12 protein-coding genes are annotated in these 25,524 nt (G+C 70.6%); 4 read left to right on the forward strand and 8 right to left on the reverse strand.

What is annotated here, in order from left to right:
• Positions 1–17 precede the first annotated feature (17 nt).
• Together ABDW57_RS16485 and ABDW57_RS16490 are read left to right on the forward strand one after the other, a co-directional pair.
• Positions 18–2,918, forward strand: a complete 2,901-nt coding sequence (locus tag ABDW57_RS16485) for a diguanylate cyclase (protein WP_343731262.1) — start codon at positions 18–20, stop codon at positions 2,916–2,918.
• Between the two features lie 106 nt (positions 2,919–3,024).
• Complete coding sequence (locus ABDW57_RS16490) at positions 3,025–3,558, forward strand: nuclear transport factor 2 family protein (RefSeq protein ID WP_343731263.1); 534 nt, start codon at positions 3,025–3,027, stop codon at positions 3,556–3,558.
• Here the strand turns inward: ABDW57_RS16490 and ABDW57_RS16495 are convergent.
• From ABDW57_RS16495 to ABDW57_RS16530, 8 genes are all read right to left on the reverse strand, one after another.
• Positions 3,447–3,743 (reverse strand): hypothetical protein, encoded by a 297-nt coding sequence (locus ABDW57_RS16495; RefSeq protein ID WP_343731264.1) that lies wholly within the window; start codon positions 3,741–3,743, stop codon positions 3,447–3,449. The two genes, ABDW57_RS16490 and ABDW57_RS16495, sit on opposite strands and share 112 nt — an antisense overlap.
• Positions 3,744–3,778: 35 nt before the next feature.
• A complete protein-coding gene (locus ABDW57_RS16500) occupies positions 3,779–6,346 on the reverse strand; it encodes a TonB-dependent receptor (RefSeq protein WP_343731265.1) in 2,568 nt (855 codons plus the stop codon).
• Complete coding sequence (locus tag ABDW57_RS16505) at positions 6,343–9,546, reverse strand: ATP-binding protein (RefSeq protein WP_343731266.1); 3,204 nt, start codon at positions 9,544–9,546, stop codon at positions 6,343–6,345. Before ABDW57_RS16505 ends, ABDW57_RS16500 begins: the two co-directional genes overlap by 4 nt.
• A 99-nt stretch (positions 9,547–9,645) precedes the next feature.
• Positions 9,646–10,278, reverse strand: coding sequence for a response regulator transcription factor (locus ABDW57_RS16510; RefSeq protein ID WP_343731267.1), 633 nt, complete (start codon positions 10,276–10,278; stop codon positions 9,646–9,648).
• 61 nt (positions 10,279–10,339) lie between these two features.
• Positions 10,340–13,213, reverse strand: a complete 2,874-nt coding sequence (locus ABDW57_RS16515; RefSeq protein ID WP_343731268.1) for a diguanylate cyclase — start codon at positions 13,211–13,213, stop codon at positions 10,340–10,342.
• Positions 13,207–18,441 carry a two-component regulator propeller domain-containing protein gene (locus tag ABDW57_RS16520; protein WP_343731269.1) on the reverse strand — a complete coding sequence of 1,745 codons (5,235 nt, stop codon included), beginning with the start codon at positions 18,439–18,441 and terminating at the stop codon, positions 13,207–13,209. Before ABDW57_RS16520 ends, ABDW57_RS16515 begins: the two co-directional genes overlap by 7 nt.
• Entirely contained in the window at positions 18,438–19,598 is a 1,161-nt protein-coding gene (locus tag ABDW57_RS16525) for a response regulator (protein WP_343731270.1), read from the reverse strand. The genes ABDW57_RS16520 and ABDW57_RS16525 overlap by 4 nt, the downstream gene beginning before the upstream one ends.
• A 27-nt stretch (positions 19,599–19,625) precedes the next feature.
• Positions 19,626–21,917, reverse strand: a complete 2,292-nt coding sequence (locus tag ABDW57_RS16530; RefSeq protein ID WP_343731271.1) for an EAL domain-containing protein — start codon at positions 21,915–21,917, stop codon at positions 19,626–19,628.
• Positions 21,918–22,265: 348 nt separating this feature from the next.
• Between ABDW57_RS16530 and ABDW57_RS16535 the strand changes: the two genes are divergently transcribed.
• Positions 22,266–23,879 (forward strand): methyl-accepting chemotaxis protein, encoded by a 1,614-nt coding sequence (locus ABDW57_RS16535; protein WP_343731272.1) that lies wholly within the window; start codon positions 22,266–22,268, stop codon positions 23,877–23,879.
• Positions 23,880–23,892: 13 nt separating this feature from the next.
• Positions 23,893–25,494, forward strand: coding sequence for a methyl-accepting chemotaxis protein (locus tag ABDW57_RS16540; protein ID WP_343731273.1), 1,602 nt, complete (start codon positions 23,893–23,895; stop codon positions 25,492–25,494).
• The last annotated feature ends 30 nt before the right edge of the window (positions 25,495–25,524 follow it).

Here is a 25,524-nt window from a genome sequence, read left to right on the forward strand (position 1 = left end):
CTTGATGCGCCCTTATTTTGCCAGCACCAACTGATCTTTTCCGCAAATTGCTTGCCCTGCTGTTCCTGCTGCCTGCCCTGGCGGCGGCGCAGCAGGCGCCGTTGCGCTATTACGGCCAGCAGGATGGCCTCGGCAACCTGGCGGTGACCGCGCTGGCGCGCGCCCGCAGCGGCCACTTGTGGGTCGGCACCGAAAACGGTGTGTACCGCTACAACGGCGCGGGTTTCCGCCGTTACGCGCAAAGCGAAGGCATGGACGAGTCCGCAGTGACTGGCCTGACCGTGGACCACGAGGACAATCTGTGGGTTTCCAACTTCAACAAACTCTACCTCAAGGTCGGTGAACGCCTGCAGCCGGTGCTGCGCGACGATGGCCGCCAGATCGACAGCGTGCCGGCTCAGAATATGTCGATCGCGCCGGACGGCACCCGCTATCTGGTGACCGGCATGCGGCTGTACACGCTGGGGCTGCGTAACGGCCGGACCGCGCTGCGGCCGGTATTCACCGAACAGCAGTTGGCCAGGCACGAGCGGCTGGCGCAGATCGACAGCGTGCTGGCCGAAGCGGGCAGTAACCTGTGGCTGGGCTGCGGCGGCGCCCTGTGCCATGTCGGCCCCGATGGCGTGACAGTGTGGGGACCGGCTCAGGGCGTGCCGGGCCAGCACTGGGAAGCCATTCTGCGCGACCGCAAGGGCCAGTTGTGGGCACGCGGCGACAGCAGCATCGTCGTCCTGGCGCCGGGAGCGCGGCGCTTTACCGATCGCACCCCGGCTGGCGGCCTGATGCGCAAGAAAGCACTGCGGGTGACGCTGGCCGAAGATGGCGAAGGCCGCATCCTCAGCAACACCGATGACGGCCTGGTGCGCTGGGAAAACGATCACTGGACCCGTTACGGCCCCGCCAACGGCTTGCGCGTGGCCGGCGGCATCACGGCCATGCAGTTTGATGCGGCCGGCGGGCTGTGGCTGGGCGCGCGCGGCCTCGGCCTGATCCACTGGCTCGGCTATGGCAACTGGGAAAACTGGAGCAGCGCGCAAGGCCTGCCGAGCGACGTGGCGATCTCCTTTGTCCGGGATCAGGCCGGCATCCTGTACGCCGCCACCCGTGAGCGCCCAGCCCGCCTGTTGCCGGGAACACGGCAGTTCTCCCCGGTCGCGGCCGACCAAACCGAGGCGCAATGGAGCAGCCTGGCGCTGGACGGCCGCGGTCAGGTCTGGGCCGCCACCTTTTCCGGCCTGTTGGCGCGGCTGGACGCCGACGGACGGGCGCGCGTGCATACGCGCGGATTGGCCGCCATCAACCAGTTGCTGGTCGATCCGCAGCAGCGCCTCTGGCTGGCCACCGTGGACGGCATTTCGGTGCTCGATACCAGCGCCCCCAAGCAAAAAGCCGGCCCGCCCGCCGGCCTGGTCCAGCCCTCTGACGGCGACAGCATCACGGTGATCAGCCAATGCCTGGCGCCGGACGGCACGCCGTGGTTCCTGCGCGCCGGCCAGCTGCAACACCTGGGCGACAGCGGCTGGCAAACGCTGGACACGCCGCCGCCCGGCGGCCAGGCCGATTTCTCCGCCATGCATTGCGGCGCCGACGGCCGGCTGTGGCTGGCCGACAGCCGCAATCGCCTGTGGCGCGCCAGCGCCGCCGGCGCCGGTCTGCAATTTGAAGCGGTCGACAACAGCCTGCTGGCCGGTGCCCACATCATCGCCCTGTACGAGGACCGGCGCGGCTGGCTGTGGGTCGGCACCGATGCCGGCGTGGCCGTCTGGAACCGTGCGCACTGGCGCTTCTTTGACCAGAACGACGGCCTGGCGTGGAACGATACCAACGGCGCGGTATTCTACGAGGACGGCGACGCTTCGATGTGGATCGCCACCAGCAACGGCGCTTCCCACGTCCTACACCCGGAACGGCTGTTCGCCGCCCAGCCGCTGAGCGTGCAGATCGAGCAGGCCCGCCACGAAGGGATGGATCTGGCCCCGGGCCGGCCATGGACCCTGCCCTGGTCCGGCGCGCCGCTGGAACTGGAGCTGGCCAGCCTGCACCCGCAAAACCGCAGCGCCCTGCGCTACCACTACCGGCTGGCGGGACTGGAAAGCGGCTGGGCCGAGTCGGCCACACCGCAGCTGCGTTACGCGGCCCTGCCGCCCGGCGAGTACCAGTTCGAGTACTACGCCACCAATCTTTACAACCACAGCACCTCGCCGCTGCAGCGGCAGGCGGTGACCGTACTGCCGCCATGGTGGCAAACCACCCCGTTCTATCTGCTGTGCGCGGTGCTGGCCCTGCTGTTGCTGAGCGTGGCGTACCGCCTGCGGGTGCGGCACCTGCTGCAGCGCCAGCTGCACACCGAACAGCTGGTGCGCGAGCGCACGCGCGAACTGGAGCAGTCGCGCGAACAGCTGCGCCAGCGCGCGCTCAAGGACAGCCTGACCGGCGCCTGGAATCGTGGCGCCATCATGGAAATCATCGAGCACGCGCTGGCGCAGGCGGCGGCCCAGCAACAACCCTTGCTGCTGGTGCTGCTGGACCTGGATTACTTCAAGCGCATCAACGACAACTATGGCCATGCCGCCGGCGACGCCGTGCTGCGCGAGGCGGTGGTGCGGCTGAGCGCGGCCGTGCGCCAGAGCGACGCGGTCGGCCGCTACGGCGGCGAGGAATTCCTGGTGCTGCTGCCGGGCCTGAATGCGGCCAACGGCCACGCGCGCGTGGAGGAACTGCGCCATGCGATCCGCCACGAGCCGATCCGCATCAGCGAGCAGCAGGCCATCGCGGTCAGCGGCAGCTTTGGCGCCATCGCCTTCGATCCGCAGCGCCCGCAGACCATGGCGCAGCTGATCGAACTGGCCGACCAGGCGCTGTACCGCGCCAAGGAAAACGGCCGCGACCGCATTGAGTACGCGCCGCCCGGCGCCTGAACGGCTATCCGGAATTCCCTACACGATCTACAGTGTTTCCTGATGGCGCGGCGCGGCGGCGGCGGCGATGATATGGCACCACCCACCAGCCGCTCCTCAGTGCACTATGTACACGCCCCGCCCGCTTTTTCTTGCCGGCCTCCTGCTGGCCGCCCATGGCCACGCGGCAGCGGCCGAGGCCTGCCGCCCGGCGTCCGCCGCCCAGATCGCCGCCCTGTTCGACCACTGGAATGCCATGCTACAAAGCGGCAAGGCGGAACGCGTGGTGGCCAACTATGCGCCACGCTCAGTGTTGCTGGTGCCGTCTTCCGATGAGGTGCTGCTGTCGCCGGCGGCCAAGCTGAGCTACTACCGGCACCTGGTGGCGCGCGGCGCGGCGGTGCAGATTGACCAGCGCCGCATCGAAGCCGACTGCGACACCGCCACCGATGCCGGCACCTACCGGATCAGCTTTGCCGACGGCAGCCAGCGCAGCGCCGGCTACCTGCTCACCTACCGCCGCTTTGGCACGCGCTGGCTGATCGTCACTCACCGCGCTTCGTGGTTGCCGGCGCAGCGCGCGCGCAAGGACAGCAGCTTGTCGCGGCATTCGGCCAGCCTGGCGGCCAGCTCGCCTTCGATCTTCGGCCCGCCCGACTGAGCGTGCGCCTGCATGCAGCGCATCACATGGTCAAAGCTCACCGTGGCATCCTCGAACAGCAGGCGCAAACGTAACAGGTTGTCGCAGCCGGGCGCCGGCCGGCGGTTTTCCAGCGCTTCTTCCAGCAGATGCAGCACCGAACGCAAGCCTGCGATGTATTGCTCGTAAAACGCCATTCCCTTCATGTGACTCCCTTCATTGGTCTTTCATTGTTCATGCGTCAGAGGTGAAAACGCGCCGTGATGCTCCACTGGCGGTCATTGGTCCACAGGCTTTGCGGCCGGGTCTCGCTGCCAAAGCTGGCGCGGCGCACCGTGCGCGACAGGTTGCCGCCCTCCATGGTCAGCGTCAGCCTGGCGTTGAGCCGGTAGCCGAACGAGGCATCCAGCCAGCCGTAACCGTCGGTGTAGACCGGCAGCACGCCGACGCCGGCGTAGCTGTTGATGCTGCTGAGGAAGCGGTCGCGCCAGTTGTAGGCCAGGCGCGCCGACAGTGCCCCGTTTTCATAGATGCCGACCAGGTTGGCGCTGCGGCGCGACAGATTGGGCAGCGCGGAGTCGCCGCCCTGCAAGGGGTTGGGCGTGGCGCTGTCGGCCAGGGTGTAATTGATCTGCATGCCCAGCCCGCGCATCCAGCCGGGCAGGAAGTCATATATCTGCTGATAGCCCAGCTCGGCGCCGCGCACGATCGCGCGGCGCCGGTTGTACGGCCGGGTCACCTGGTACAGCGCGCCGTCGTGCAGCTCGGCCTGGCTTTCGCTGCCGATCAGGCCGTCCACGCGCTTGTGGAAGAGGCTGATGGTGGCGCTGGCGGAGCCGCTGAAGTAGCGCTCCAGCGCCAGATCCAGATTGTTGGCGCGCACCGGCTGCAAGGCCGGATTGCCGGCGCTGCCGCTGTTGGCGCTGGGGGTGATGCTGTTGGGCGTCAGCGTCAGCGAGGGCGACAGCTGGTCGAAGTTGGGCCGGGTCAGCGACTTGGCAGCCGCGCCGCGCACATACAGCCCGTCCGCCAGCGCGTAGCGCAGATTCAGGCTGGGCAGATAATCCAGGTAGGCGTGGTCCAGCGCGATCGGCGCCAGCGCGCCGCTGGCCGGCAGCGCCTGCATGCCGTCCACCGCCTCGCGCGTGGCCACCACGCGCACGCCGGCATTGCCGTCCAGCGCGCCGCCGTGAAAGCGCGCCTGCAGATAGGCGGCCACGGTCTGCTCGCGGATGCGCCACACGCCCAGCGCCCCGCCCGCCAGCGGCAGCGGCGCCGTCAGCCCGGCCTGGCGGCGCAGCGCGGCGGCATCGCGCGCCAGCGCCAGGCTGCCGGTCAGGTAGTTGCTGGCGCCGGCGCCGCCGTCCGGGAAAAACACCGGATACGGATAGGCCGCCGCCAGCGCCGGCACGCTGGCCAGGTCCAGCCCGGCCGGCACCCGCAGGTCGCCGTTGATCTGCCCCGGCGCGTTGCCGGCCGCGCGGCGCGCCAGCCGCAGGCCGGCCGCCAGGCTGTCCAGCCAGCCGTCCAGCGCATAACTGCCATCCAGTTTGAGCGCGCGCAACTGGCCGTCATACGGCCGCGCGCGATAGGCGATGCTGGTCACCTGCAGGCGCGCCGGGTCCAGCAGGGCGTCGCCGGCCAGCGTCACCGCCGGATGGGGCGGCGACAGGTCGACCCGCACCAGATCGGCGCTGCCGCTCAGCACCGGGCCGGCAAAATACAGGCTGTTGCGGCTGTCGCTGTAACTCAGGTCGGCCGCCAGCCGCAGCGCGCCGCGCTGGACGCTGCCGCCGAGCGCCAGCGCGCGGTTGCGGTCCATCGTGTCGCGCGCAAAGCTGAGGATGTCGGCCGGCGCCCGCAGCCAGTCGATGCGGCGCACGTCCGCGCTGCCGGCAAACAGCGCCACGCTGCCCGGCACGAAGCCTTCGCCGGTGCCCAGGGTCAGCTGCACGGTGTCCTGCCGCGTCAGGAATTGCTGGTAGCTGCCTTCGGCATACCCTTCGATGCCGGGCGCGGGCCGCCATTGCAGGGCGGCGCTGACCGCGTCGCGCTGGCGGATGCCGGCGCTGGCCGATTCCGTGGTGCTGGCGGACACCGCCAGCTGGCGCCCGGGCTCCAGGTCGCCGCGCAGCTGCGGCGCGCCAAAGCTGTACTGGTCCTCGCGCCAGGCGCGCCGCTGGTGGGCCAGGTTCAGCAAGGCGCCCCACTCGGCGCCGCCAGCGCCGCGCCAGCGCTGGCTGGCCAGCAGCGACCATTGCGGCTGGCTGTGCCCGGCCAGGGCGTCGCGCACCAGGCGCGCGGTGCCGGCCAGCTGCGGGCCGGCAAAGTCGAACGGGCGCCGCGTGCGCAGGTCGATCGTGCCGCCCAGGCCGCCTTCGACCTGAGCCGCTTCGGCGCTCTTGTAGACGTCGATGCCGGCCACCAGCTCGGCCGGCAGGTCGGCCAGATCGAGGGTGCGGCCGGTGCCGGCGGTGAATACTTCGCGGCCGTTGAGCGTGGTTTCGATCTGGGTCAGTCCGCGGATGGCGACATTGCTGCCCTCGCCGCGGTCGCGCGCGATCTGCACCCCGCTGATGCGCTGCAGGGCATCGGTCACGCTGAAGTCGGGCAGCGCCTGCACATCGTCCGCCACCACCGCGTCGACCATGGCCAGCTGCGCGCGCTTGATCTGCTGCGCCGTCTCCAGACTGGCGCGCTTGCCGCTCACCAGCACCGACGGCAGCGGCTCTTGCGCCTGCGCCTGGGAGCAGGCGGCCCACGCCAGCGCGGCGCAGCCCAGCCAGCGGCAGGCCTGGCGGCGCCTCATGCCGGTCCTCCCAGATGGCGCTCCACCAGCTGCAGCAAGGCCTGCGACTGATAGTCCTGGGCCAGCTGGCGCAACTGAGCGGCAAACGGCCGGTAGCGGCGGTCCAGCCGCAGCAGGTAGTCGGCGCGCGCCCTGATCGCGCGCATATTGCCAAGCTGGGCCAGATCGTGCAGCACCGCCATTTCCTCCGGCGGCGGCGCCAGCAGCTCGGCGCCGCCCTCGTCCTCCTCGGCCTGCGGCTGGCGCTGGTGCTGCCATTCCAGCTGCAGGCAGCGGTGCAGCGCGGCCAGCAGCTGGTCCAGGTCGATCGGCTTGGACAGGCGGTCGTTGAAGCCGGCGTCCAGCAATTGCTGGCGGTCGGCGCCGCCGGCGCTGGCCGACACCGCGATCACCGGCAGCGCCGCCAGGCGCGGGTCGGCGCGCAGCCGGCGCAGTGTTTCCAGTCCGTCCAGGCCCGGCATGGCAATGTCCATCAGCAGCAGGTCGGGCGGCTGCAGCGCCAGCTGGTCCAGCACCGCCTGCCCGTGGCCGGCGTGAGTGACCGCGAAACCCAGCGGCGCCAGCATGTCGTGCAGCAGGCGGCGGTTTTCCGGCTGGTCGTCAGCCACCAGCAGGCGCCGGCACGGCCCGTGGTAGCCGGTGATCCACAGCGATGGCGGCAGGTCGGGCGGCAACGCCTCGGCCACCGGCAGCGCCAGATCGAACCAGAAACGGCAGCCCTGCCCCAATTGACTATCGAGCGAAATCTCGCCGCCCAGCAGGCGCACGAACTGGCGGCTGATGGCCAGGCCGAGGCCGGTGCCGTCCTGGCGCCGCAGCAGTTCGCCGGCCTGTTCGAACGGCAGGAAGATGCGCTCGCGCTGGCCGGCCTCGATGCCGACCCCGGTGTCGCTCACCTCAAAGCGCAGGCGGCCGTCCGCCAGCAGGTTGACGCGCAGGCTGACACCGCCGTGGTCGGTGAACTTGACCGCGTTGGCCAGCAGGTTGAGCAGGGCCTGGCGCAGGCGCCGTTCGTCGGTCAGCACCATGGACGGCACCGCCGCGCTGATCTCGCAGTGGAAGCGCAGCTGCTTCTGTTCGGCGCTGACCCGTACCATGTCGGCCAGCACCTGCAGGCACTGGCGCAGCGCCACCGGCGCCGGCTGCGCCTGCAGCTTGTTGGCCTCGATTTTGGCTGAATCCAGCAAGTCGTTGATCAGGGTCAGCAAATGCTGGCCGCTGTCGTGGATCACGCTCGCGCCGGCGCGCTGGCGCTCGCTCAGTTCCGGGTCGCGCCGCAGCAACTGGGCATAACCGAGGATGCCGTTCAGCGGCGTGCGCAGCTCGTGGCTCATCTGCGCCAGGAACTCGCTGCGCAGCTGCGCCAGCTGGCGCGCCTCCTCCAGCGCCGCCTCGCGCGCCGCTTCCACCTGCTTGCGCTCGCTGATGTCGCGCGCCAGCCCCACCGTGCCCAGCACGCTGCCATCCTCGTCCACCACCGCCGCCTTGAACGTTTCCACCCAGCGCGGCCCGTCCGGGGTCATCTGCTGGGTCTCCACCGTGCGCGCCTGGCGCGTGGCCATCACTTCCTGGTCTTCCTGGCGGAAATGGGCGGCCAGCTCCGGCATCACGTCGCCCTCCTCCAGCCCCACCATGGCGTCGACGTCGCGCGACCAGGTGGCCGCCACCGCGCGGTTGACGGCCAGATAGCGGCTGTCGGTATCCTTGAACCAGACCCACCACGGCAAGGTGTCGATCAGCACCCGCAGGTAGCGGGTCTGCTGGCGCAGCTCGGCGGTACGCTGTTGCACGGTGCGTTCGAGGTCGGCGTTCAGGCGCGCCACCATGCGGTGCGAACGGCGCAGCCGGGTCAGGAACACGACTATGCACAGCAGCAGCGCCAGGCTGCCGCCCAGCACGGTCCACATCCAGCGCTGCTGGGCCGCGCGCCGCTCCAGTTCGAGCTGCTGGCTGGCGTTGCTGCGGGTCAGCGCGTCAATGCGGCGCTGCTTGCTTTCGGATTCGTAACGCGCGGCCAGTTCCATCACCCGCGTGCCGGTGGTGTCGCGCGCGCTGCGGGCCGCCCGCTCGCCGGCCTCCTGCAGGTAGTTGTAGGCCTGGCGGTAATCGCCGCGCCGTGCCGCCAGCGCCCCCAGCTGGCGCGCGCTGTTGCCCTGATAAGGTTCCATGCCGATCTTGCGCGCCAGTTGATAGGCCGCCTCGGCATCGCTCAGCGCGGCGCCCAGGTTGCCCAGCTTCTCGTGCTCGGCGCTGAGCGCCGACAGCGCCCACCACTGGGCGATCGGATTCGGATGACGCTGGTAGATGGCGGCGCCGGCGCCAAACGCCTGCAGGGCCTCGGTATGCTGCCCCTGCTGCGACAGCAGCGCCCCCAGGCTGTACAGGCTGTGGCTGATATTGAACGGGCTGCCCAGCGCGCGGAACAGGGCGAGCGCCTGGCGTATCAGCGCTTCGCCGCGGTGCGGCTCGCCGCTGCCGGCCAGCAGATTGCCCTCGCCCAGCAGCGCCTCGCCCAGCAGCAGGGTCGAGCCTTCCTGGCGCGCGGCCCTGGCCATGGCCAGATAATGCGGCATCGCCTCGCTGTGTTTGCCGGCCTGGCCAAACGCCAGCGCCATGCAGCGGTGGCCGAACGCCAGCGCGCGCGGCACGCCGCTGAGACGGGCAATCTCCAGCGCCTGCACGCAAATCGCCACCGACTCGTCCAGTTTGCCCTGGCGGCTGTACATCAGGGAGGTATGCAGCATCACCTCCGCCAGCAGCGCCGGCCGGGCGACGCCGTCCAGGCTGGCCATGGCGTCGGTGGTGATGCCGTACAGGCGGTCGAGGCGGCCCTGGTTGACGGTGTTGCGCGCCAATACCAGATTGGCTTCGGCCTGGCCGATGCGGTCGCCCTGCTGGCGCGCCTGGGCCAGCGCGCGCATGGCCAGCTCGCCGGCCGCGCTGGTGTTGGCCATCAGCATCTCGGTGCGGGCCAGCAGATTGAGGGCGCTGGTGCGGTCGGCGCCGCTGGCCTCGGCCGGCGCCGCCTGCAGGCGCAGCGCTTCGGCGTGCGCCCGCTGGACGTCCTGCTCGGCCAGCACGCCCGCGTGCGCCACCGCCGCGCGCCACTGCGGCAGCGATTCCACCGCAGCGGCCGGCGTCAGCCAGACTATCAGCAATGCCAGCAGCAAACCGCCGGCGGGCGTGCGCCCGTCCCCCATTCCCCCGCTCCAGATCGTTCCAAGACAGCGGCCAGTATGCGCGACGACGCGGCCGCCGCCTATCAGGCAAGGCCGATCTGCAGTAAGGAAATCCCTACCTTATTCGCCCAGCGCGTGGTCGATGCCGTAGCGCAGCATGTCGGCATTGCTCTGGAATCCCATCTTCTGCATCAGGCGCGCCTTGTGGGTGCTGACGGTCTTGTTGCTGATGGCCAGTTCATCGGCAATCTGGTTGACCGTTTTGCCGCGCACGAACAGGCGGAAGATGCTCAGCTCGCGGTTCGACAATTGCTCGTGGGCCTGCTCGAACTGTCCGCCCTCGCTTTCGAACACCATCTGCTCGGCCAGGCCGGGGTCGATGTAGCGGCCGCCGGCAGCGACCTTGCGCACGGCCTGCAGCAGCGTTTCCGGGTCGCCTTCCTTGGTCATGTAGCCGTTGGCGCCGGCCTTCAGCGCGCGCCGCACCACCAGCGCCTCGTTGTGCATGCTCAGCACCAGGATCGGCAGGCTGGGCGCATGGGCGCGGATGCGGCCGATCAGGTCGATGCCGCTGATGCCGGGCATCGACATGTCCAGCAGCACCAGGTCGCATGGCACGTTGCGCACACTGTCGATCACCTGGCCGCCGTTGGTGGCCTGGCCCACCACCGTCATGTCGCCCGCCAGGCCGAACAGCTGCAACAGGCCGCCGCGCACGATGGCATGGTCGTCGGCGATCAGAATTCGTATCATGGTGTTGCCTTCCTAAAAAATCCCGCGGTCGCCCTATGATGCGGGCAGCCGCGGCACAAGATCAATCGGCTGTTTCATCGTTACAACAAGCGGCCTCGGCCGCGTATTCGATCCGCGCCCGGCCCAGCGCCTTGGCCCGGTACAGGGCTTCGTCCGCCTGACCGATCCATTGCTCGGCACTGCAGGCGCTGCCGGCCCGGCCGGCCACCACGCCGCAGCTGCAGCTGATCGGCAGTTGCAGGTGGTCGTCAATGCGCACCGGCTCGGCACAAATGGCGCGGTGCAGCTGTTCCAGCCGCGCCACGCCGCTGGCCAGGTCCAGCCCCGGCAGCAGCAGCATGAATTCCTCGCCGCCGTAGCGGCCCACGGTGTCGCTGGCGCGCAGCTGCGCCTGCACCCGCCGCACCACCTCGCGCAGCACCTCATCGCCGGCCAGGTGGCCGTGGGTATCGTTGATGCGCTTGAAATGGTCCAGGTCCAGCAGCACCAGCAGGAACGGCGCGCCGCCCGGCGCCATCAGCGCTGCCAGCCGCTCCATCAGCGCCACCCGGTTCCAGGCCTGGGTCAGGCCATCCTTAAGCGAACGCAGGCGGTGCTCCTCGCGCGAGGCTTCCAGTTCGGCGGTGCGCTCGGCCACCCGCTGTTCCAGCAGCGCGCGCTGGCGCAGCACCCGCGCCACCCGGTAGCGGTGCAGCAGCCCGATCACCAGCAGCGCCAGCACGGCGGCGCCGGCGTAGGCCCAGCCGGTCTGCCACCAGGGCGGCACGATGGTCAGCGGCAGTTCCAGCAAGGCCGAGGTGGCCTGCAGCGAACTGTGCTCGGCCACCACCTGCAGGCGGTACTGGCCGGGCGCCAGCGCCGGATAGCGCAGTTCGCCGTTCTCGCTGGCCGACCACAGGGTTTCCAGCCCCAGCAGGCGATAGCGGAAGCCCAGCGTCTCATGGTTCTGGTACAACGGCGCCGCCAGTTGCACCTCCAGCGCGGCGCCGCGCCACGGCACGGCGGCGCTGGCCATGGCGGCGCCGCCATAGCGCACCGCCGCCAGCTGCAGCGGGATGGTGCGCGCTTCGAACAGCGCTTCCGGCCGCTGCAGGTGGGACAGGCCGTTGCTGGTGCCGGCCCAGATCGAGCCATCGTGGTCTTCGTACAACGCGTTCTGGTTGCTGTCATTCCACACCATGCCGCTGCGCTGATTGAAGGTACGCCAGCGCTGGCCGTTCCACACCATCAGGCCGGCATCGGTGCCCAGCCACAGCCAGCCGCGGCGGTCGATCAGCATCGATTGCAGCAGCCGCCCGGACAGCACCTCGTGCTGGCGCAGCTGCCATTGCAGCGACGCGGCGCCGGCGTCAGCATGCCACAGGGCCGCGCCATGGTCGCGCGCCAGCCACACGGTATTGCCGTCGCATGCCACGTGGGAGTAGCGTTCATTGGCCTCCGGCAGCGGCGGGCGCGACCAGTGGCCGCCCTGGCGCCGCAGCAGCTTGCCGCCGCCGACCAACCACAGGCCGCCGTCGGCATCCAGACAGCCGCTGACAAAGCCGGCATCGCTGTCCAGCAGGCTGACGCTGGCTTCGACCCGGCGCGCACGCGCCGCGCCGCGCGGGTCGTCTATCACGTACAGTCCGCTTTCGGACAGGATCCACAGCTGGCCGTCGGGATCGAACAGCAACTGGTAAATCACGCCGGTGGGCAGTTGCACCCGCGCTGTGTGGCGGCCGTCGGCCTGGCGCCGGGTCAGCAGGCCGACCATGCTGCCGGCCCACAGGTTGCCGCTGGCGTCTTCGGCCAGCGCGCTCCACTGTTCGCTGCCGCCGTCCGCAACCGCACCGAACTGGCGGCCGTTCGATCGGGCCAGGCCGCCACCGGTGCCGACATGCAGCACGCCGTCGCGGCTGCGCAGCACCGCCCAGATATCGTCGTCCGGCAAGCCTTCCTGACGGGTCCAGTTTTCCCAATGGCGATAGCCCTGCCACTGCGCCACGCCGCGCCCGGGCAGGCTCAGCCAGGCGTCGCCGTCGCGGTCCAGCAGCAGCGCGTGGAAGCCGGCGCCCAGCCGCAGGCCCTGCGCCATGCCATAGCGCTCCCAGCCGTTCTCACCGAGGCGGAACAGACCATTGTCGGTCACGCTGATCAGGCGGCCGTCGCGGTCCTGCGCCAGCGGCACCGCCCGGGTCTGCACCGAGGTGCCATAGTCGCGCGGGGTGCGGTCGCTGAAACGCTGGGCGCCGGGCGCCAGCACCATCACCCGGTTGGCGCTGCTGATCCACAGGGCGCCGCCGGCATCGCGCACCAGGCCGCTCCAGTGCTGCTCCGGCAAGCCCTGCGCGCGCCCAAGCACGCTCAGCACGCCGTCGCGGTAGCGGCACAGCCGGTCGCCGCAACCCAGCCACAGGGTGCCGTCGGGGTCGCGCAGCATGCCCTCCAGATCGGTCAGCTGGCGATGCTCGGCTATCTGCGCCGGAGTGAACACCGGCACCGCGTGCCAGCCGCCGCGGCCGTCCGGCTGCACCCGGTGCAGCCGCCCGCTGGCCTGCACCAGCAGGTGGCCGGCGTCGACCGACTGCAGGTGCTGGCCGACCCGCAGCGCCAGCGCCTTGCCATCCTGCCGCGGCACCGGCGCCAGGTGCTGACCAGCCAGCACAAACAGGCCCTGCTCGGCGCCGACCCACAGGCGGCCGGCCGGATCGACATGCAGTGCCGTGATGTACAGGCTGTGCTGCTCGGCATGGCGCCGGAAGCGGCTGCCGTCAAAGCGGTACAGGCCATTCTCGGTGCCGGCCCACAGATAGCCGGCGCGGTCCTGCGCCAGCGCCTGCACGGTCAGGTTGCCCAGGCCCTCCAGCTGGCCGAAGGTGCGCAGCGGCAGTTGCTGGCCCAGCGCGGCGGCCGACGCCAGCAGCCAGGCGGCCAGGATGATGATGCGTTTTACCATAGTGTCAATTCGTGTTTGTGGATCACCCATTGCAGGGCCGCGTAGGCGCCGTCGAAGTCCTGCTGGTCCAGGCTGCGCTGGATGGCTTCGCGGTCCCACACCCCGAAGGTGGCTTCAAATTCGGTGGCGCAGGCGTCAAACAGGGCCACCGCCAGCGGGTCGCCGTCGCGCATCGGTTCGGCCAGCCGGCGCAGTTGCTCCTGCCATTCCAGCGGCGCGCGGGCGGCGCCGGCGGCGGCATCGGCCGGCAGGCAGGCGTCCAGGTCGGCGCACAGCACCGCCAGCGCCGCTTGCAGCTCATCGAGCTGGGGCGCCACGGCCGTCAGCGGCTGCGCCTGCCGGGCGGCGCGCTCCAGCTGCCCGGCCAGTTGCGCCAGCGCGGCCGCGCCCATGCCCTCGGCCAGGCCGCGCAAGGCATGCGCGTGGCGCTGCGCGGCGGCGTGGTCGTCACGCTCCAGCGCTGCGCGGATGCGGACGGCGCAGTCGCGCTCGTCGCGCCGGAACCAGCGCAGCACCTTGAGCAGCAGCGCCTCGTTGCCGTTGACGCTGGCGCGCGCCTGCGCCAGGTCCAGGCCCGGCACCATGGCCGGCAGCGCCGCCGCCAGCGGCGCGGGGGACGCGCCGGCCTGGCCGCCGGCCGGCAGGTATTGCTGCAGCAGGCGATGCAGCACGGCCGGGATCAGCGGCTTGCTGATGCGGTCGTCGAACCCTTCGCGCTTGCAGCGCTGCCACTCTTCCGGCAGCGCGTTGGCGGTCATGGCAATGATGGGCAGCGCGGCCAGGCGCGGCTCCTGGCGCAGCCGCAGCGTGGCCGCATGACCGTCCAGTTCCGGCATGTGCAGGTCCATGAACACCAGCTGATAGCGCTGCGCGGTATCGGCGCTCAGCAGGCGCTCGACGGCGTCGCGGCCGTTGGCCGCCAGGTCGACCTGGATGGCGCAGGCACGCAGCAGCGCCACCGCGATTTCCTGGTTGATCGGATGGTCTTCCACCAGCAGCACGCGGGTGCCCGGGAATTGCGGCGCCGCCGGCCGCTGGCTGCCGCGCGCGCGGCGCTCCGGCGCGAACAGCTGCATCAGCAGCGCCACCATGCCGGCGCGGGTGGCCGGCTTGACCAGCACGGCGTCGGCCCCGGCCGGCAACAGCGCCGGCGCCGCCTCGCTGTCATTCAGGTTGGTCAGCAGCGCCAGCTTGCAGGGTGCTGCCGCGCGCACGGCCTCATGCAGCGATGCCAGTCCGGACAGGCCGGCGTCGGCCAGCAGCAGGTCGCAGCGGGCTGCCGGCGCGGCTAGCTGCGCGGCTGCCTCCGCCGCGTCCGCCACGGTGGCCGGGTTCAGGCCCAGCCCTTCCAGCACGCCGCTCAGTGCGGTGCGCGCGGTAGGGTTGTCATCGGCCACCAGCACCCGCAGGCCGGTCAGCGCGGCCGGCAGCGGCGCCGCCGGCGCCAGCGCGGCGCTGGCATGCTCCAGCCACAGCTCGACGATGAAGCGGCTGCCGGCGCCGCTGCGGCTTTCCACCCGGATGATGCCGCCCATCAGGTCGGTCAGGTTCTTGCAGATGCTCAGGCCAAGGCCGGTGCCGCCGAACTTGCGGGTCGACGAGCCGTCGGCCTGGGTGAAGGCCTGGAACAGGCGGCCGATCTGCAGCTCCGACAGGCCGATGCCGGTGTCGCGCACGCTGAACGACAGCCGCACCCGCCCGGCCTCGCGCGCCAGCACCCGCACCGCCAGCGTGACCTCGCCCTGGGTGGTGAACTTGAGCGCGTTGTTGAGCAGGTTGATCAGCACCTGCCCCAGCCGCAGGGCGTCGCCGCGCAGGCCGCGCGGCACCGCCGCCGGGACGTCGAAATTGCATTCCAGGCCCTTGCGGCCCAGGCCGCCGCCGCTGACGGCCGCCACATGGGCCAGCAGGTCGTCCAGGTCGAAGTCGGCGGTTTCCAGTTCCAGCTTGCCGGCCTCGATCTTGGAAAAGTCCAGGATGTCGCTGATGATGCCCAGCAGCGAGTTGCCGGCGTTGTGGATTTTTTGCACGTAGTCGCGCTGGCGCGACGGCACCTCGGTGTTCAGCGCCAGATAGGACAGGCCGATCACCGCGTTCATCGGGGTGCGGATTTCGTGGCTCATATTGGCCAGGAACATCGACTTGGCCTGGGTCGCCTCCTCGGCCCGGGTGCGCGCCGCCTCGGCCTGCTGGAACAGCAGCGCGTTCTGCAGCGCCGCGCCGACATGGGCGGCAATCGTGTCCAGCAGGCGCTGGTCGCTGGCCTTGTAGGCCGCCACCCGCTGCACCGCCACCGCGCCCAGCACGGCGCCGCCGGCCACGATCGGCACGCACAGGCTGGACAGGCCGTCATGCGCGGCCAGCGCGCCGACGCCGCTGGCGCAGACCGCGCGGCACAGCTGCTCGCCGCGGTCGGGCACCGGCGCCGACGGCCCGCTGGCGTAGCCGAAGCGCAGCGGACCACCTTCGCGCTCCAGCACCGCGATATGGGTATGCCCGGCCAGGAAGGTGCTGCGCACCTGCTCGCCCACCAGCGCGATCAGGTGCGCCAGGTCCAGCTTGCCGGCCAGGATGTGCGCCACCGCGTTGACCGCCGCCAGCTCGGCGTTGCGTTCGCTGGCCTCGCGGTGCTGGTGCTCGGCCAGCGCCTTTTGCTGCACCACCTCGGCGGTGCGCGCGGCCACCTCGCGCTCCAGCGCGTTGCGCTGGGCCGCCAGCTGCCAGGTGCGCAGGCGGTAGACGCCGTACAGGGCGCCGGCCGCCAGCAGCAGCACGGCAGCGCGGAACCACCAGGTCTGGTACCACCACGGCAGCACCCGCACCGCCAGCTGCAGCGTCTGCGCGCTCCACACGCCGCGCCGGTTGGAGCCGCGCACCAGCAGGCGGTACTGGCCCGGCGGCAGATTGGTGTAGGCCGCCGTGCGGTGGGCGGCGTCGACGTTGTTCCACTCGCGGTCATAGCCTTCCAGCCGGTAGGCGTAGCGGTTCTGCTCGGGCGCGGTAAAGTCCAGCGCGGCGAACTCCAGCGCCAGGCTGTTGCCGTCCGGCTGCACCAGCAGCGCCGGCGCGGCGCCGCCGGCGTTGTACGGCGCCGGCGCCACCGGCCGCCCGCCCACGCGCAGCTCGCTCACCACCACCGGCGGACTCAGGTTCCAGGCCTGGAAGCGCTCGGGTCGCACCACGGTGACGCCGCCGGAACCGCCAAACACGATTTCGCCGCCGGCGGTGGCCAGGCCGGCACCGGCCCAGTACGGCGAATACAGCGCGCCCTCGGCGCGCCCGATCACGCCCACCGTCAGGGATTCCGGATCGATCACGGCAATGCCGTCGTCGGTGCTGGCCCAGACCCGGCCCTGGCGGTCGGCCGCCAGCGCCCCCATGCTGGTATTGGGCAGGCCCTGCGCCAGGCCGAGCCGGCGGAAGCGGCGCTGGCCATCGGCGTAGCCGCCTTCCATGACGTCGATGCCGGCGCCGTTGGCCACCCACAGGCGGCCGCGGCGGTCGGTGTGCAGCGCGGTGACATAGGCGTTGGACAGCGCGCCCGGGTCGCTGACGTCGGCCTCGATCCGCTGCAGCACGGCGCCGCTGTCCAGCGCCACCCGGTTCAGGCCGTTGGTGGTGCCGACCCAGACGAAGCCGGAACCGGCCGGGCCGGGCAGCACCACGTTGACGTCGCGCGCGCTCAGCCCCTCGATGTGGCGCACCAGCTGCAATCGGCCGCCCGCATCGAGGCGGGCCTGGAACAAGCCTTCCGCGCTGGTGCCCAGCCACAGCAGGTCGCCGGTGCGCGTCATGGTGCGGATGTACCAGCGCTCATCCAGCCACGGCGCGCTCAGGCGGGTGCTGTGGCGGCCGCTGGCGTCGCTGCGGTACAGGCCGGATGGCGTGGCCAGCCACACCGTGCCGTCGCGGTCGGGAAACAGCGCGGTCACGGCACTGGACGGCGTCAGCCCGCGATGCGGCACGCTGCTCTGGCGCCACGGCGTGACCGTGCCGCGCGCCGGATCGACCAGGTCGGCGCCGCGGCGGGCGAAGCCGGCCCACAGCTGGTGGTCGGCGGCCTCGGCCAGCGACATGACGTCGCCATCGGCCAGCCCGGCGCGGCCGGGATAGGCGCGCCCCAGCGACAGGGCGGCCTGCGCCGGCTGATGCTGGGCCAGGCCGGCATCGCTGGCCAGCCACAGGGTGCCGGCGCGGTCACCGTATACGCCGCGCAACAGCCCGCTGGGCACGCCGGCCGTGGCTTGCGGGTCATATGACAGGGTGCGCACTTGGCCGCTGGCGCGCTCCACCACCCCGACCCCGCCGGCATAGGAGCTGATCCAGATCTCGCCCGGCACCGGCTCGGCAATGCCGTTGATGGCCTCGTTCTTCATCAGCTCGACCGCCGCGCGGGTGGCGGCAAAGCGGCGCGCCACGCCGGTTTGCGGGTCCAGCACGAACAGGCCGTCGCCGTTGGTGCCGATCCACAGCTGGCCGGCGCGGTCCATGAACAGCGCCTCGACGCCGGGCGTGTCCGAGGTGCGGGTCGGCACCGGCACCTTGACGAACTTGCCGCTGCGCGGATCGCGCCGCGCCAGGCCTTGCTTGGTGCCGACCCACAGCGTGCCGCCACCGTCCTGCCACAATGATTTGATGATGGTGGCCGGCAGGCCGCTGCCGTCGCCCTCGCGGTAGTGGCTGACCTGCGGCATGGCCGGGGCGTCGCCCGGATGCAGATAATCCAGGCCGTTGTCGGACCCCACCCACAGGCCGCCGGCGGCGTCGCCGGCCAGTGCCAGCACCCCCAGGCTGGCCAGCCCGGCGTTGCGCACGTTGTAGGTGACAAAGCCGTCGCTGGCCGGCTCATAGCGCGCCAGGCCGCCGCTGGCGGTGCCGATCCACAGCCGCCCGCGCGGGTCGACGTGCAGCGGGCCGATAAAACCGTCCGGCAGGCTGTGCGGGTCGCCGGGCACGGAGGCGTAGTTGCGGAAGCGGTAGCCGTCCCAGCGCGACAGGCCGCCCTGGGTGCCGACCCACAGGAAGCCGTCGCGGTCCTGGGCCACGGCGGTGACGATCACGTTGGCCAGCCCGCTCTGCGCGCCGAGGGTGTGGAACATGGGCTGCGCCAGCGCCGACCAGTGCGCCGGCGCGGCCGCCAGCGGCAGCGGCGCCGCCGCCAGCAGCCATAGCAGCGGCCACAGCGGCCACGCCGGCCGCCCGCGCCACCACGCGCCGGTCTGTTTCATGCCTGGCCCCGCGGCAGCACCACGGCAATGCTGGTGTGGCCGCCCGGGCGGCTGCTGATGGTGACCTGGCCGTCCAGGCTGAGCACGCGCTCGCGGATGCCCAGCAGCCCGAACGAATGCGGCCGCGCCTGCGCCGGATCGAAGCCGCAGCCATCGTCCTCGATCTGCAGTTCGCAGTGGTCGGCGCTGCAGCGCAGCGCCACATTGGTTTCGCTGGCCTCGGCGTGGCGGGCGATGTTGGTCAGCGATTCCTGCACGATGCGGAATACCACAATCGCCTGCGCCTCGCTCAGCCCGCCCTCGTCCAGCGCCAGCGTCAGGCTGCAATTGAGGCCGCTGTGCTGGCGGAATTCATCCACCAGCCATTCCAGCGCCGAGCCGATGCCCAGGTCCAGCACGGTCGGGCGCAGGCTGGTGGCGACATTGCGCACCACGCTGATGCTGCGGTCCACCAGTTCGGTCATCTCGCGCACCTGCTCGTTCAAGCCTGGCACGCTGGCGCCAAAGCGCACCCGCAGCAGCGCGGCGCGCATGCGCAGCGCCGTGAGCGACTGCCCCAGCTCGTCGTGCAGCTCGCGGGCGATGTGCTTGCGCTCGTCCTCGCGCGCGCTTTCACGGTGGGCCGCCAGCTCGCGCACTTCGGCGGTGCGCGCCGCCACCTGCAGTTCCAGGCTGTCGCGGTACTGCTGCAGAATGCGTTCGGCCACGCGCCGCTCCTGGTTTTCGCGCGCCAGCAAGGCGTTCTGGGCGATCAGCTGGGCCTGCATGGCGGCCAGCCGCAGATGGGTGGTGACGCGCGCCAGCACCTCTTCCGACTGCAGCGGCTTGGTGACGTAGTCGACCGCGCCGGCGGCAAAGCCGGCCACCTTGTCGGCGGTGTCGCGCAGCGCGGTCATGAAGATCACCGGCACCGCCGCGGCCGGCCCGGCCTTGAGGCGGCGGCATACTTCAAAGCCATCGATGCCGGGCAACATCACGTCCAGCAGGATCAGGTCGGGCGCCGCGAACGCCACCCGGCGCAGCGCCTCGTCACCGCTTTGCGCCACCGACAGGCGCAGGCCCTGCTGTTCCAGCATGGCCACCGCCAGCGTCAGGTTGGCGGGGGTGTCGTCGACGATCAGAATGGTGCGGTCATGCAAATCGGGTGGCAGGCTCATGATGGCTCCAGCGGGCGGGCTGCGGGTTTAAGTGATGCTACCAGACAACTGGCTGGCCGCAGCAAACGGCGCCGCCGGCCGCTGCAGGTAGCGTTCCATGTCGGCCACAGCCAGCGGACGGCTGAACCAGTAGCCCTGCACCTCGTCGCACTGCTGGGCGCGCAGGAAGTCGAGCTGGCCGAGCGTTTCCACGCCCTCGGCAATCACCTTCAGGCCCAGCGTGTGGGCCATGGCAATGATGGCGCGCACGATGGCGGCGTCGCTGCGGTCCTGCGGCAGGCCGCTGACAAACGAGCGGTCGATCTTCAGGTAGTCGAGCGGGAAACTTTTCAGGTAGCTGAGCGAAGAGTAGCCGGTGCCGAAATCGTCCACCGCCAGCCGCACGCCGATGGCCTTGAGCGCGGCCAGGGTGCGCCGGGTGCGGCGGGCGTCCTGCATCAGCATGCTCTCGGTCAGCTCCAGCTCCAGCAGCTGCGGCGGCAGGCCGCTGGTCTGCAGCGCCACTTCCACCATGCGCACCAGGTCGGCGTCGCGGAACTGGCGCGCCGACAGGTTGACCGCCACCGGCAGCGCGCTGCCGTGCTGGCTGCGCCACGCCTGCGCCTGCTGGCAGGCGTGCTGCAGCACCCACTGGCCGATCTGCAGGATCAGGCCGTTCTGCTCGGCCAGCGGGATGAATTCCGACGGCGCCACCCGGCCCAGCAGCTGGCCGTCCCAGCGCAGCAGCGCTTCCATGCCAACCGTCACCACGGCCTCGCCCTGCACGCTGGCGCGCGGCTGATAGTGCAGCGACAGCTCGGCCTGGCGGATGGCGTGGCGCAGCGCATTGCCGATCTCGACCCGGCGGCGGGTAGTGGTGCTCATCTCGGCGGTGAAGTGTTGGTAGCGGTGGCCGCCCTCGGCCTTGGCGCGGCACATGGCGGTGTCGACATTGCACAGCAGGGTTTCGGCGTCGGCGCCGTCCTGGGGCGCCAGGCTGATGCCGATGCTGCAGCCGACCGCCAGTTCGTAGTCGCCCAGGTCGACCGGCGCCGCCAGCAGGCGCAGCAGCCGGCGCGCCAGCGGTCCGGCCGCCTGGCCGGCGCCGTCGGCATGCAGCAGGATGGCAAACTCGTCGCCGCCGATGCGCGCCACCCGGCCCTGCCCGTCCACCGCCTGTTCCAGCAGGCGCGCGCAGGCCACCAGCAGGCGGTCGCCAAAGGCGCGCCCGAGGCCGTCGTTGAGCTCGCGGAAGTGGTCCAGCCCCAGCAGCAGCACCGCCACCGTGGCGCCGTCCGCCGCCGCGCCGGCCAGCGCCTGCGTCAGGCTGTCGCGGAAGCAGTGCCGGTTGGGCAGCCCGGTCAGGGGGTCGCGCTTGGCCAGGAAAGTGAGCTGGGCCTGGTAGTCGTGCAGGCGGGTGACGTCGCGGCCGATGCCGACCAGGTGGCTGCCATTGCGGCTGGGCACGCACGAGCGCACCATGGTCAGCTGCACGATGCTGCGCCCGCCCGGCGCTTCCAGCACCAGTTCCTGATCGACCGCCGCGCCCTCCGTCAGGCAGCGCTGGCAGGCCGCCTGCAGCTGCGCGCCGGCCGCCGCGCCAAACAGCTGGCCGGCCGGCTGGCCGATCACGGCGCTGTGCGGCAGCCCGACCAGCGCGGCAAAGGCCGGATTGATCTGCACGTAGCGGAACTGGCCATCGTCGCCGCCTTCCAGCAGGTACAGGGCGTCCGACACGTGATCGAAGATTTCCTGGTACCCCAGCATGCTGGCCTGCAGCGCCAGCTCGGCGGCGTAGCGCTCGGCCAGCTCGAACTGCAGGCGGCGGTTGCTTTCCTTGAGCTCGGCGTTGCGCAGGTCGGCCTCCTCCAGCAGGTCGCGCCGCACCTGCTGCAGCTGGCGGGTCTGCTGCTGCAGCTGCAGGCGGGTGTCGCGCAGCGCCAGATGGGTGGCCACGCGCGCCGCCACCTCGTCCACCTGCAGCGGCTTGGTGAGGTAGTCGACCGCGCCCAGCGCAAACGCCGACAGCTTGGTGTCGGTCTGCTTAAGGGCGGTCATGAAGATCACCGGGATGTCGTCCAGGCTGCCCTGCGCCTTCAACTGGCGGCACACCTCGAAGCCATCCATGTCCGGCATCATGGCGTCCAGCAGGATCAGGTCGGGCCGGGCAAAGCCGACGCGGCGCAGCGCCTCGGCGCCGTCCAGCGCCACGATGAGCTGGTAGCCCAGCGACTCCAGGTGGTCGACCACGAAACCGAGATTGGCCGGCCGGTCGTCGACGATCAGGATGGTGTGGCTTGGTCGCCCGGTTGCCGCGGCCGGACTGGCGGGATGGTTCACTCGATTCTCCTTCAAGGCCACCGGGGAAAGTGGTGGCGGTAGCCAGCATGCCGTGATCGCCGCCGCCTGCCTATCGGGCATTCTTGATTGCCATGTAGGGCAAGCTTACAGGATGGTCAGGAAATCCTGACAAAGCCACCCCGGCAGGCCGCAGCCGCTCTATGACGGGGCCGTTTGCAGGTGGCCGAAAAAAAATCCTGAAGCCGCCGCCGCGCCCTTGCAGGCAAAAACAACGCTTGCCGCGCGCCGCAAATTTCCGCTACCGCCGCGAGCGCCAATTCAGCTAAGCTGGCGCGCCATGGCTGCCGTGCGCGGCCCGGATTTCACGTTGCACAAAGGAGTTTTGTCATGAAAATCGCCAACTGGAAAATCGGCATCCGCCTCGGCCTCAGCCACGCGCTGCTGCTGGTGCTGCTGACCGCGGTCGCGCTGTGCGGCCTGCAAGGATTGCAGCGTGCCAACGACGCGCTGCACCGCATCGCCGACGTCAACGGCAAAAAAGTGCTGCTGCTGGAGCAGATGGCCACCCAGACCCACATCGTCTCGCGCGTGATCCGCAGCATCGCCCTGCTGCAGGATGACGCCGCCGCCGCGGTCGAGTACCACAAGGTCAAGGCCGCGCGCGAACGCTATCAGCTGGCCAGCAACGCGCTGGAGCGCATGTCGCTGGACGCCGATGGCCGGCGCCTGCTGGACCGCATCCGCCAGTTGCAGACGGCCGCCGAGCCGCTCAGCGAACAATTCCTGGTGATGAGCCATGGCGACCGCGCCCAGGCGGTCAACTTCCTGCTCAAGCAGGCCGGCCCGGCCTACACCGCCTGGCAAAGCGGCATCGACGAATTCATTGAACTGCAGGAACGCAAAAGCCAGCGCGACGAGCAGGACGCCGAGCAAGCCTTCCACAACGCCACCCGCCTGATGCTGCTGCTGTCGCTGAGCGCGCTGGCGCTGGGGGCGGTGGTGGCGTGGCGCATCAGCCGCTCGATCACCGCGCCGATCACCAGGGCCGTCACGCTGGCACAGGCGGTGGCCGCCGGCGACTTGCGCAGCAATATCGAAGTCACCAGCGGCGATGAATCGGGCCAGCTGCTGCTGGCCCTGCGCGACATGAACGGCAGCCTGGACGGCATTGTGCGCCGCGTGCGCGACGGCGCCGACGCCATCGCCGCCGCCTCGCGCCAGATCGCCCGCGACAACCAGGACCTGTCCAGCCGCACCGAGCGGCAGGCCAGCGCGCTGGAGGAAACCGCGTCGTCGATGGAAGAACTGACCAGCACGGTGCAGCAAAGCGCCGGCCAGGCCCAGCGCGCCCACCAGCTGGCGCGTGCCGCCACCGAGACCGCGGCCCGCGGCGGCGCCGCCGTGGCCCAGGTGGTCGACACCATGGGCGCCATCAATGCCGCCTCCAACAAGATCGTCGAGATCATCGGCGTGATCGACGGCATCGCCTTCCAGACCAACATCCTGGCCCTGAACGCGGCGGTGGAAGCCGCCCGCGCCGGCGACCAGGGCCGCGGCTTTGCGGTGGTGGCCGGCGAGGTGCGCGCCCTGGCGCAGCGCTCGGCCAACGCCGCACGGGAGATCAAGCAGCTGATCGGCGATTCCGTCGCCGAACTGGGCAAAGGCACCGCGCTGGTGCAGCAGGCCGGCGCCACCATGGACGAGGTGGTCAGGAGCATCAACGATGTCAACGGCATCATCACCGAGCTGACCACCGCCAGCAACGAGCAAAGCATCGGCATCGAGCAAATCAACCAGGCCATCTGCGAAATGGACCAGGTCACCCAGCAGAACGCCACGCTGGTGGAAGAAGCGGCCGCGGCGGCGGCCGCCATGCGTGAGCAGGCGGACGGCCTGGCCCATGTCGTGGCCGCATTCAAGACCGGGGCGGCGCAGGCCGCCGACACGCTGCGTGCGCCGGCGCGCCTGCCCCTGCCGGGCGCATCGGCGCCAGCCATCTGACAGGAGGTAGCTCATGCAATTCAACACCACCATCCGCCTGCGCCTGACCGCGACCATGACGTTGCTGGGGCTGCTCATCGTGGTCACCGGCGTCAGCGGCCTGTACGGCATGAGCCGGGTCCACGCCGCCATGGCCGATATCGAAAGCAATATCATGCCCTCGATGACGGCAATTGCCGACACCCAGCTGGCGCTTTGCCGCGCCCGGCTGGTGCTGGACCGGGTGACCATGCATCCGGAACTGCCGGAAGTGGACAAATTGCTGGCGCGCGCCAGCAATTTCGCGGCGCTGTCCGATCAGGCCTGGAACCGCTACCTGGCGCTGCCGCAGGACGCCGAAGAGGCGCGGCTGGCCGCCGAGGTCGATGCCAGCCGCAAGGAATTCCTGGAGCAGGCGCTGCGGCCGGTGGTCGAGCGGCTCCAGGCCAGGGATGCCGTGAGCGCCGACCACATCATCATGACCCGCATGCAGCCCCTGTTCACGCGCTTTTCCGACAGCGCCACCAGGCTGACTGAATTCCAGGAACGCAGCAACCGCCTGCACTCGCAGGAAAGCCGGGATTCCTATCGCATGCTGCGCTGGATCACCACCGGCGCCATCGGCGTGGGCGTGGTGCTGATCGTGCTGGCCTCGGTGGCGCTGGCGCGCGCCATCCTGCGGCCGATCAAGCAGGCCATCGCCCACTTCAACAGCATCGCGGAGGGCAACCTGTCCAATCCCATCCACGCCGAGGGGCATGACGAGATGGCCGTGCTGATGCGCGGCCTGGCGGCCATGCAGACCCGCCTGGCCGCCACCGTCGGCAAGGTGCGCGACGGCGCCGCCGCAATCGCCAGCGCCACGGCCGAAATCGCCACCGGCAATGCCGACCTGTCGCGCCGCACCGAGCAGCAGGCCGCCAGCCTGGAGGAAGCCGCCGCCTCGCTGGAACAGCTGACCGCCGCCGTCAAGCACAACGCCGACCATGCGCGCCAGTCGCAGCAACTGGCCAGCGCCGCCTCCGACGTCGCCCACAAGGGCGGCCAGATCGTCTCCGGCGTGGTCAGCACCATGGACACCATCCGCCACTCCTCCAGCCGCATTGCCGACATCATCGGCGTGATCGACGGCATCGCTTTCCAGACCAATATCCTGGCCCTGAACGCCGCAGTGGAAGCGGCCCGCGCCGGCGAACAGGGCCGCGGCTTTGCGGTGGTGGCCAGCGAGGTGCGCAACCTGGCGCAGCGCAGCGCCAGCGCGGCCAGGGACATCAAGCAATTGATCGGGGACTCGACCGCGCAGGTCGACAACGGCAGCCGGCTGGTGGAACAGGCCGGCGTTACTATGGAGCAGATTGTGGCCAGCATCCGCCAGGTGGCGGACAGCATGAGCGCCATCAGCGCGGCCGGTCAGGAGCAGGAAGTGGGCATCCAGCAAATCAACCGCACGGTGGCCGAGCTGGACAGCGCTACCCAGCAGAACTCGGCGCTGGTGGAACAGGCGGCGGCGGCGGCGGCGGAATCGCTGCGCGATCAGGCCGGCGTGCTGTCCAGCGCGGTCGGCGCGTTCCGGCTGGCGCCGGCCGCGCCCGAGCGCGCCCTCGGCCACGGCGGCGGCCGCCCGCTGCTGACCTGAAAAAAAACCCCGCCGAAGCGGGGTTTCTGC

The organism is Duganella sp., from assembly GCF_039595735.1.
In the GTDB taxonomy this organism is placed as follows: Bacteria; Pseudomonadota; Gammaproteobacteria; order Burkholderiales; family Burkholderiaceae_D; genus Rugamonas.

Excerpts from the sequence above, each read along its gene's own strand:
- ABDW57_RS16505 (WP_343731266.1), bottom strand. The coding sequence starts at position 9,546 with ATGGGGGACGGGCGCACGCCCGCCGGCGGTTTGCTGCTGGCATTGCTG.
- ABDW57_RS16520 (WP_343731269.1), bottom strand. The coding sequence starts at position 18,441 with ATGAAACAGACCGGCGCGTGGTGGCGCGGGCGGCCGGCGTGGCCGCTG.
- ABDW57_RS16500 (WP_343731265.1), bottom strand. The coding sequence starts at position 6,346 with ATGAGGCGCCGCCAGGCCTGCCGCTGGCTGGGCTGCGCCGCGCTGGCG.
- ABDW57_RS16515 (WP_343731268.1), bottom strand. The coding sequence starts at position 13,213 with ATGGTAAAACGCATCATCATCCTGGCCGCCTGGCTGCTGGCGTCGGCC.
- ABDW57_RS16495 (WP_343731264.1), bottom strand. The coding sequence starts at position 3,743 with ATGAAGGGAATGGCGTTTTACGAGCAATACATCGCAGGCTTGCGTTCG.
- ABDW57_RS16535 (WP_343731272.1), top strand. The coding sequence starts at position 22,266 with ATGAAAATCGCCAACTGGAAAATCGGCATCCGCCTCGGCCTCAGCCAC.
- ABDW57_RS16540 (WP_343731273.1), top strand. The coding sequence starts at position 23,893 with ATGCAATTCAACACCACCATCCGCCTGCGCCTGACCGCGACCATGACG.
- ABDW57_RS16510 (WP_343731267.1), bottom strand. The coding sequence starts at position 10,278 with ATGATACGAATTCTGATCGCCGACGACCATGCCATCGTGCGCGGCGGC.
- ABDW57_RS16525 (WP_343731270.1), bottom strand. The coding sequence starts at position 19,598 with ATGAGCCTGCCACCCGATTTGCATGACCGCACCATTCTGATCGTCGAC.
- ABDW57_RS16490 (WP_343731263.1), top strand. The coding sequence starts at position 3,025 with ATGTACACGCCCCGCCCGCTTTTTCTTGCCGGCCTCCTGCTGGCCGCC.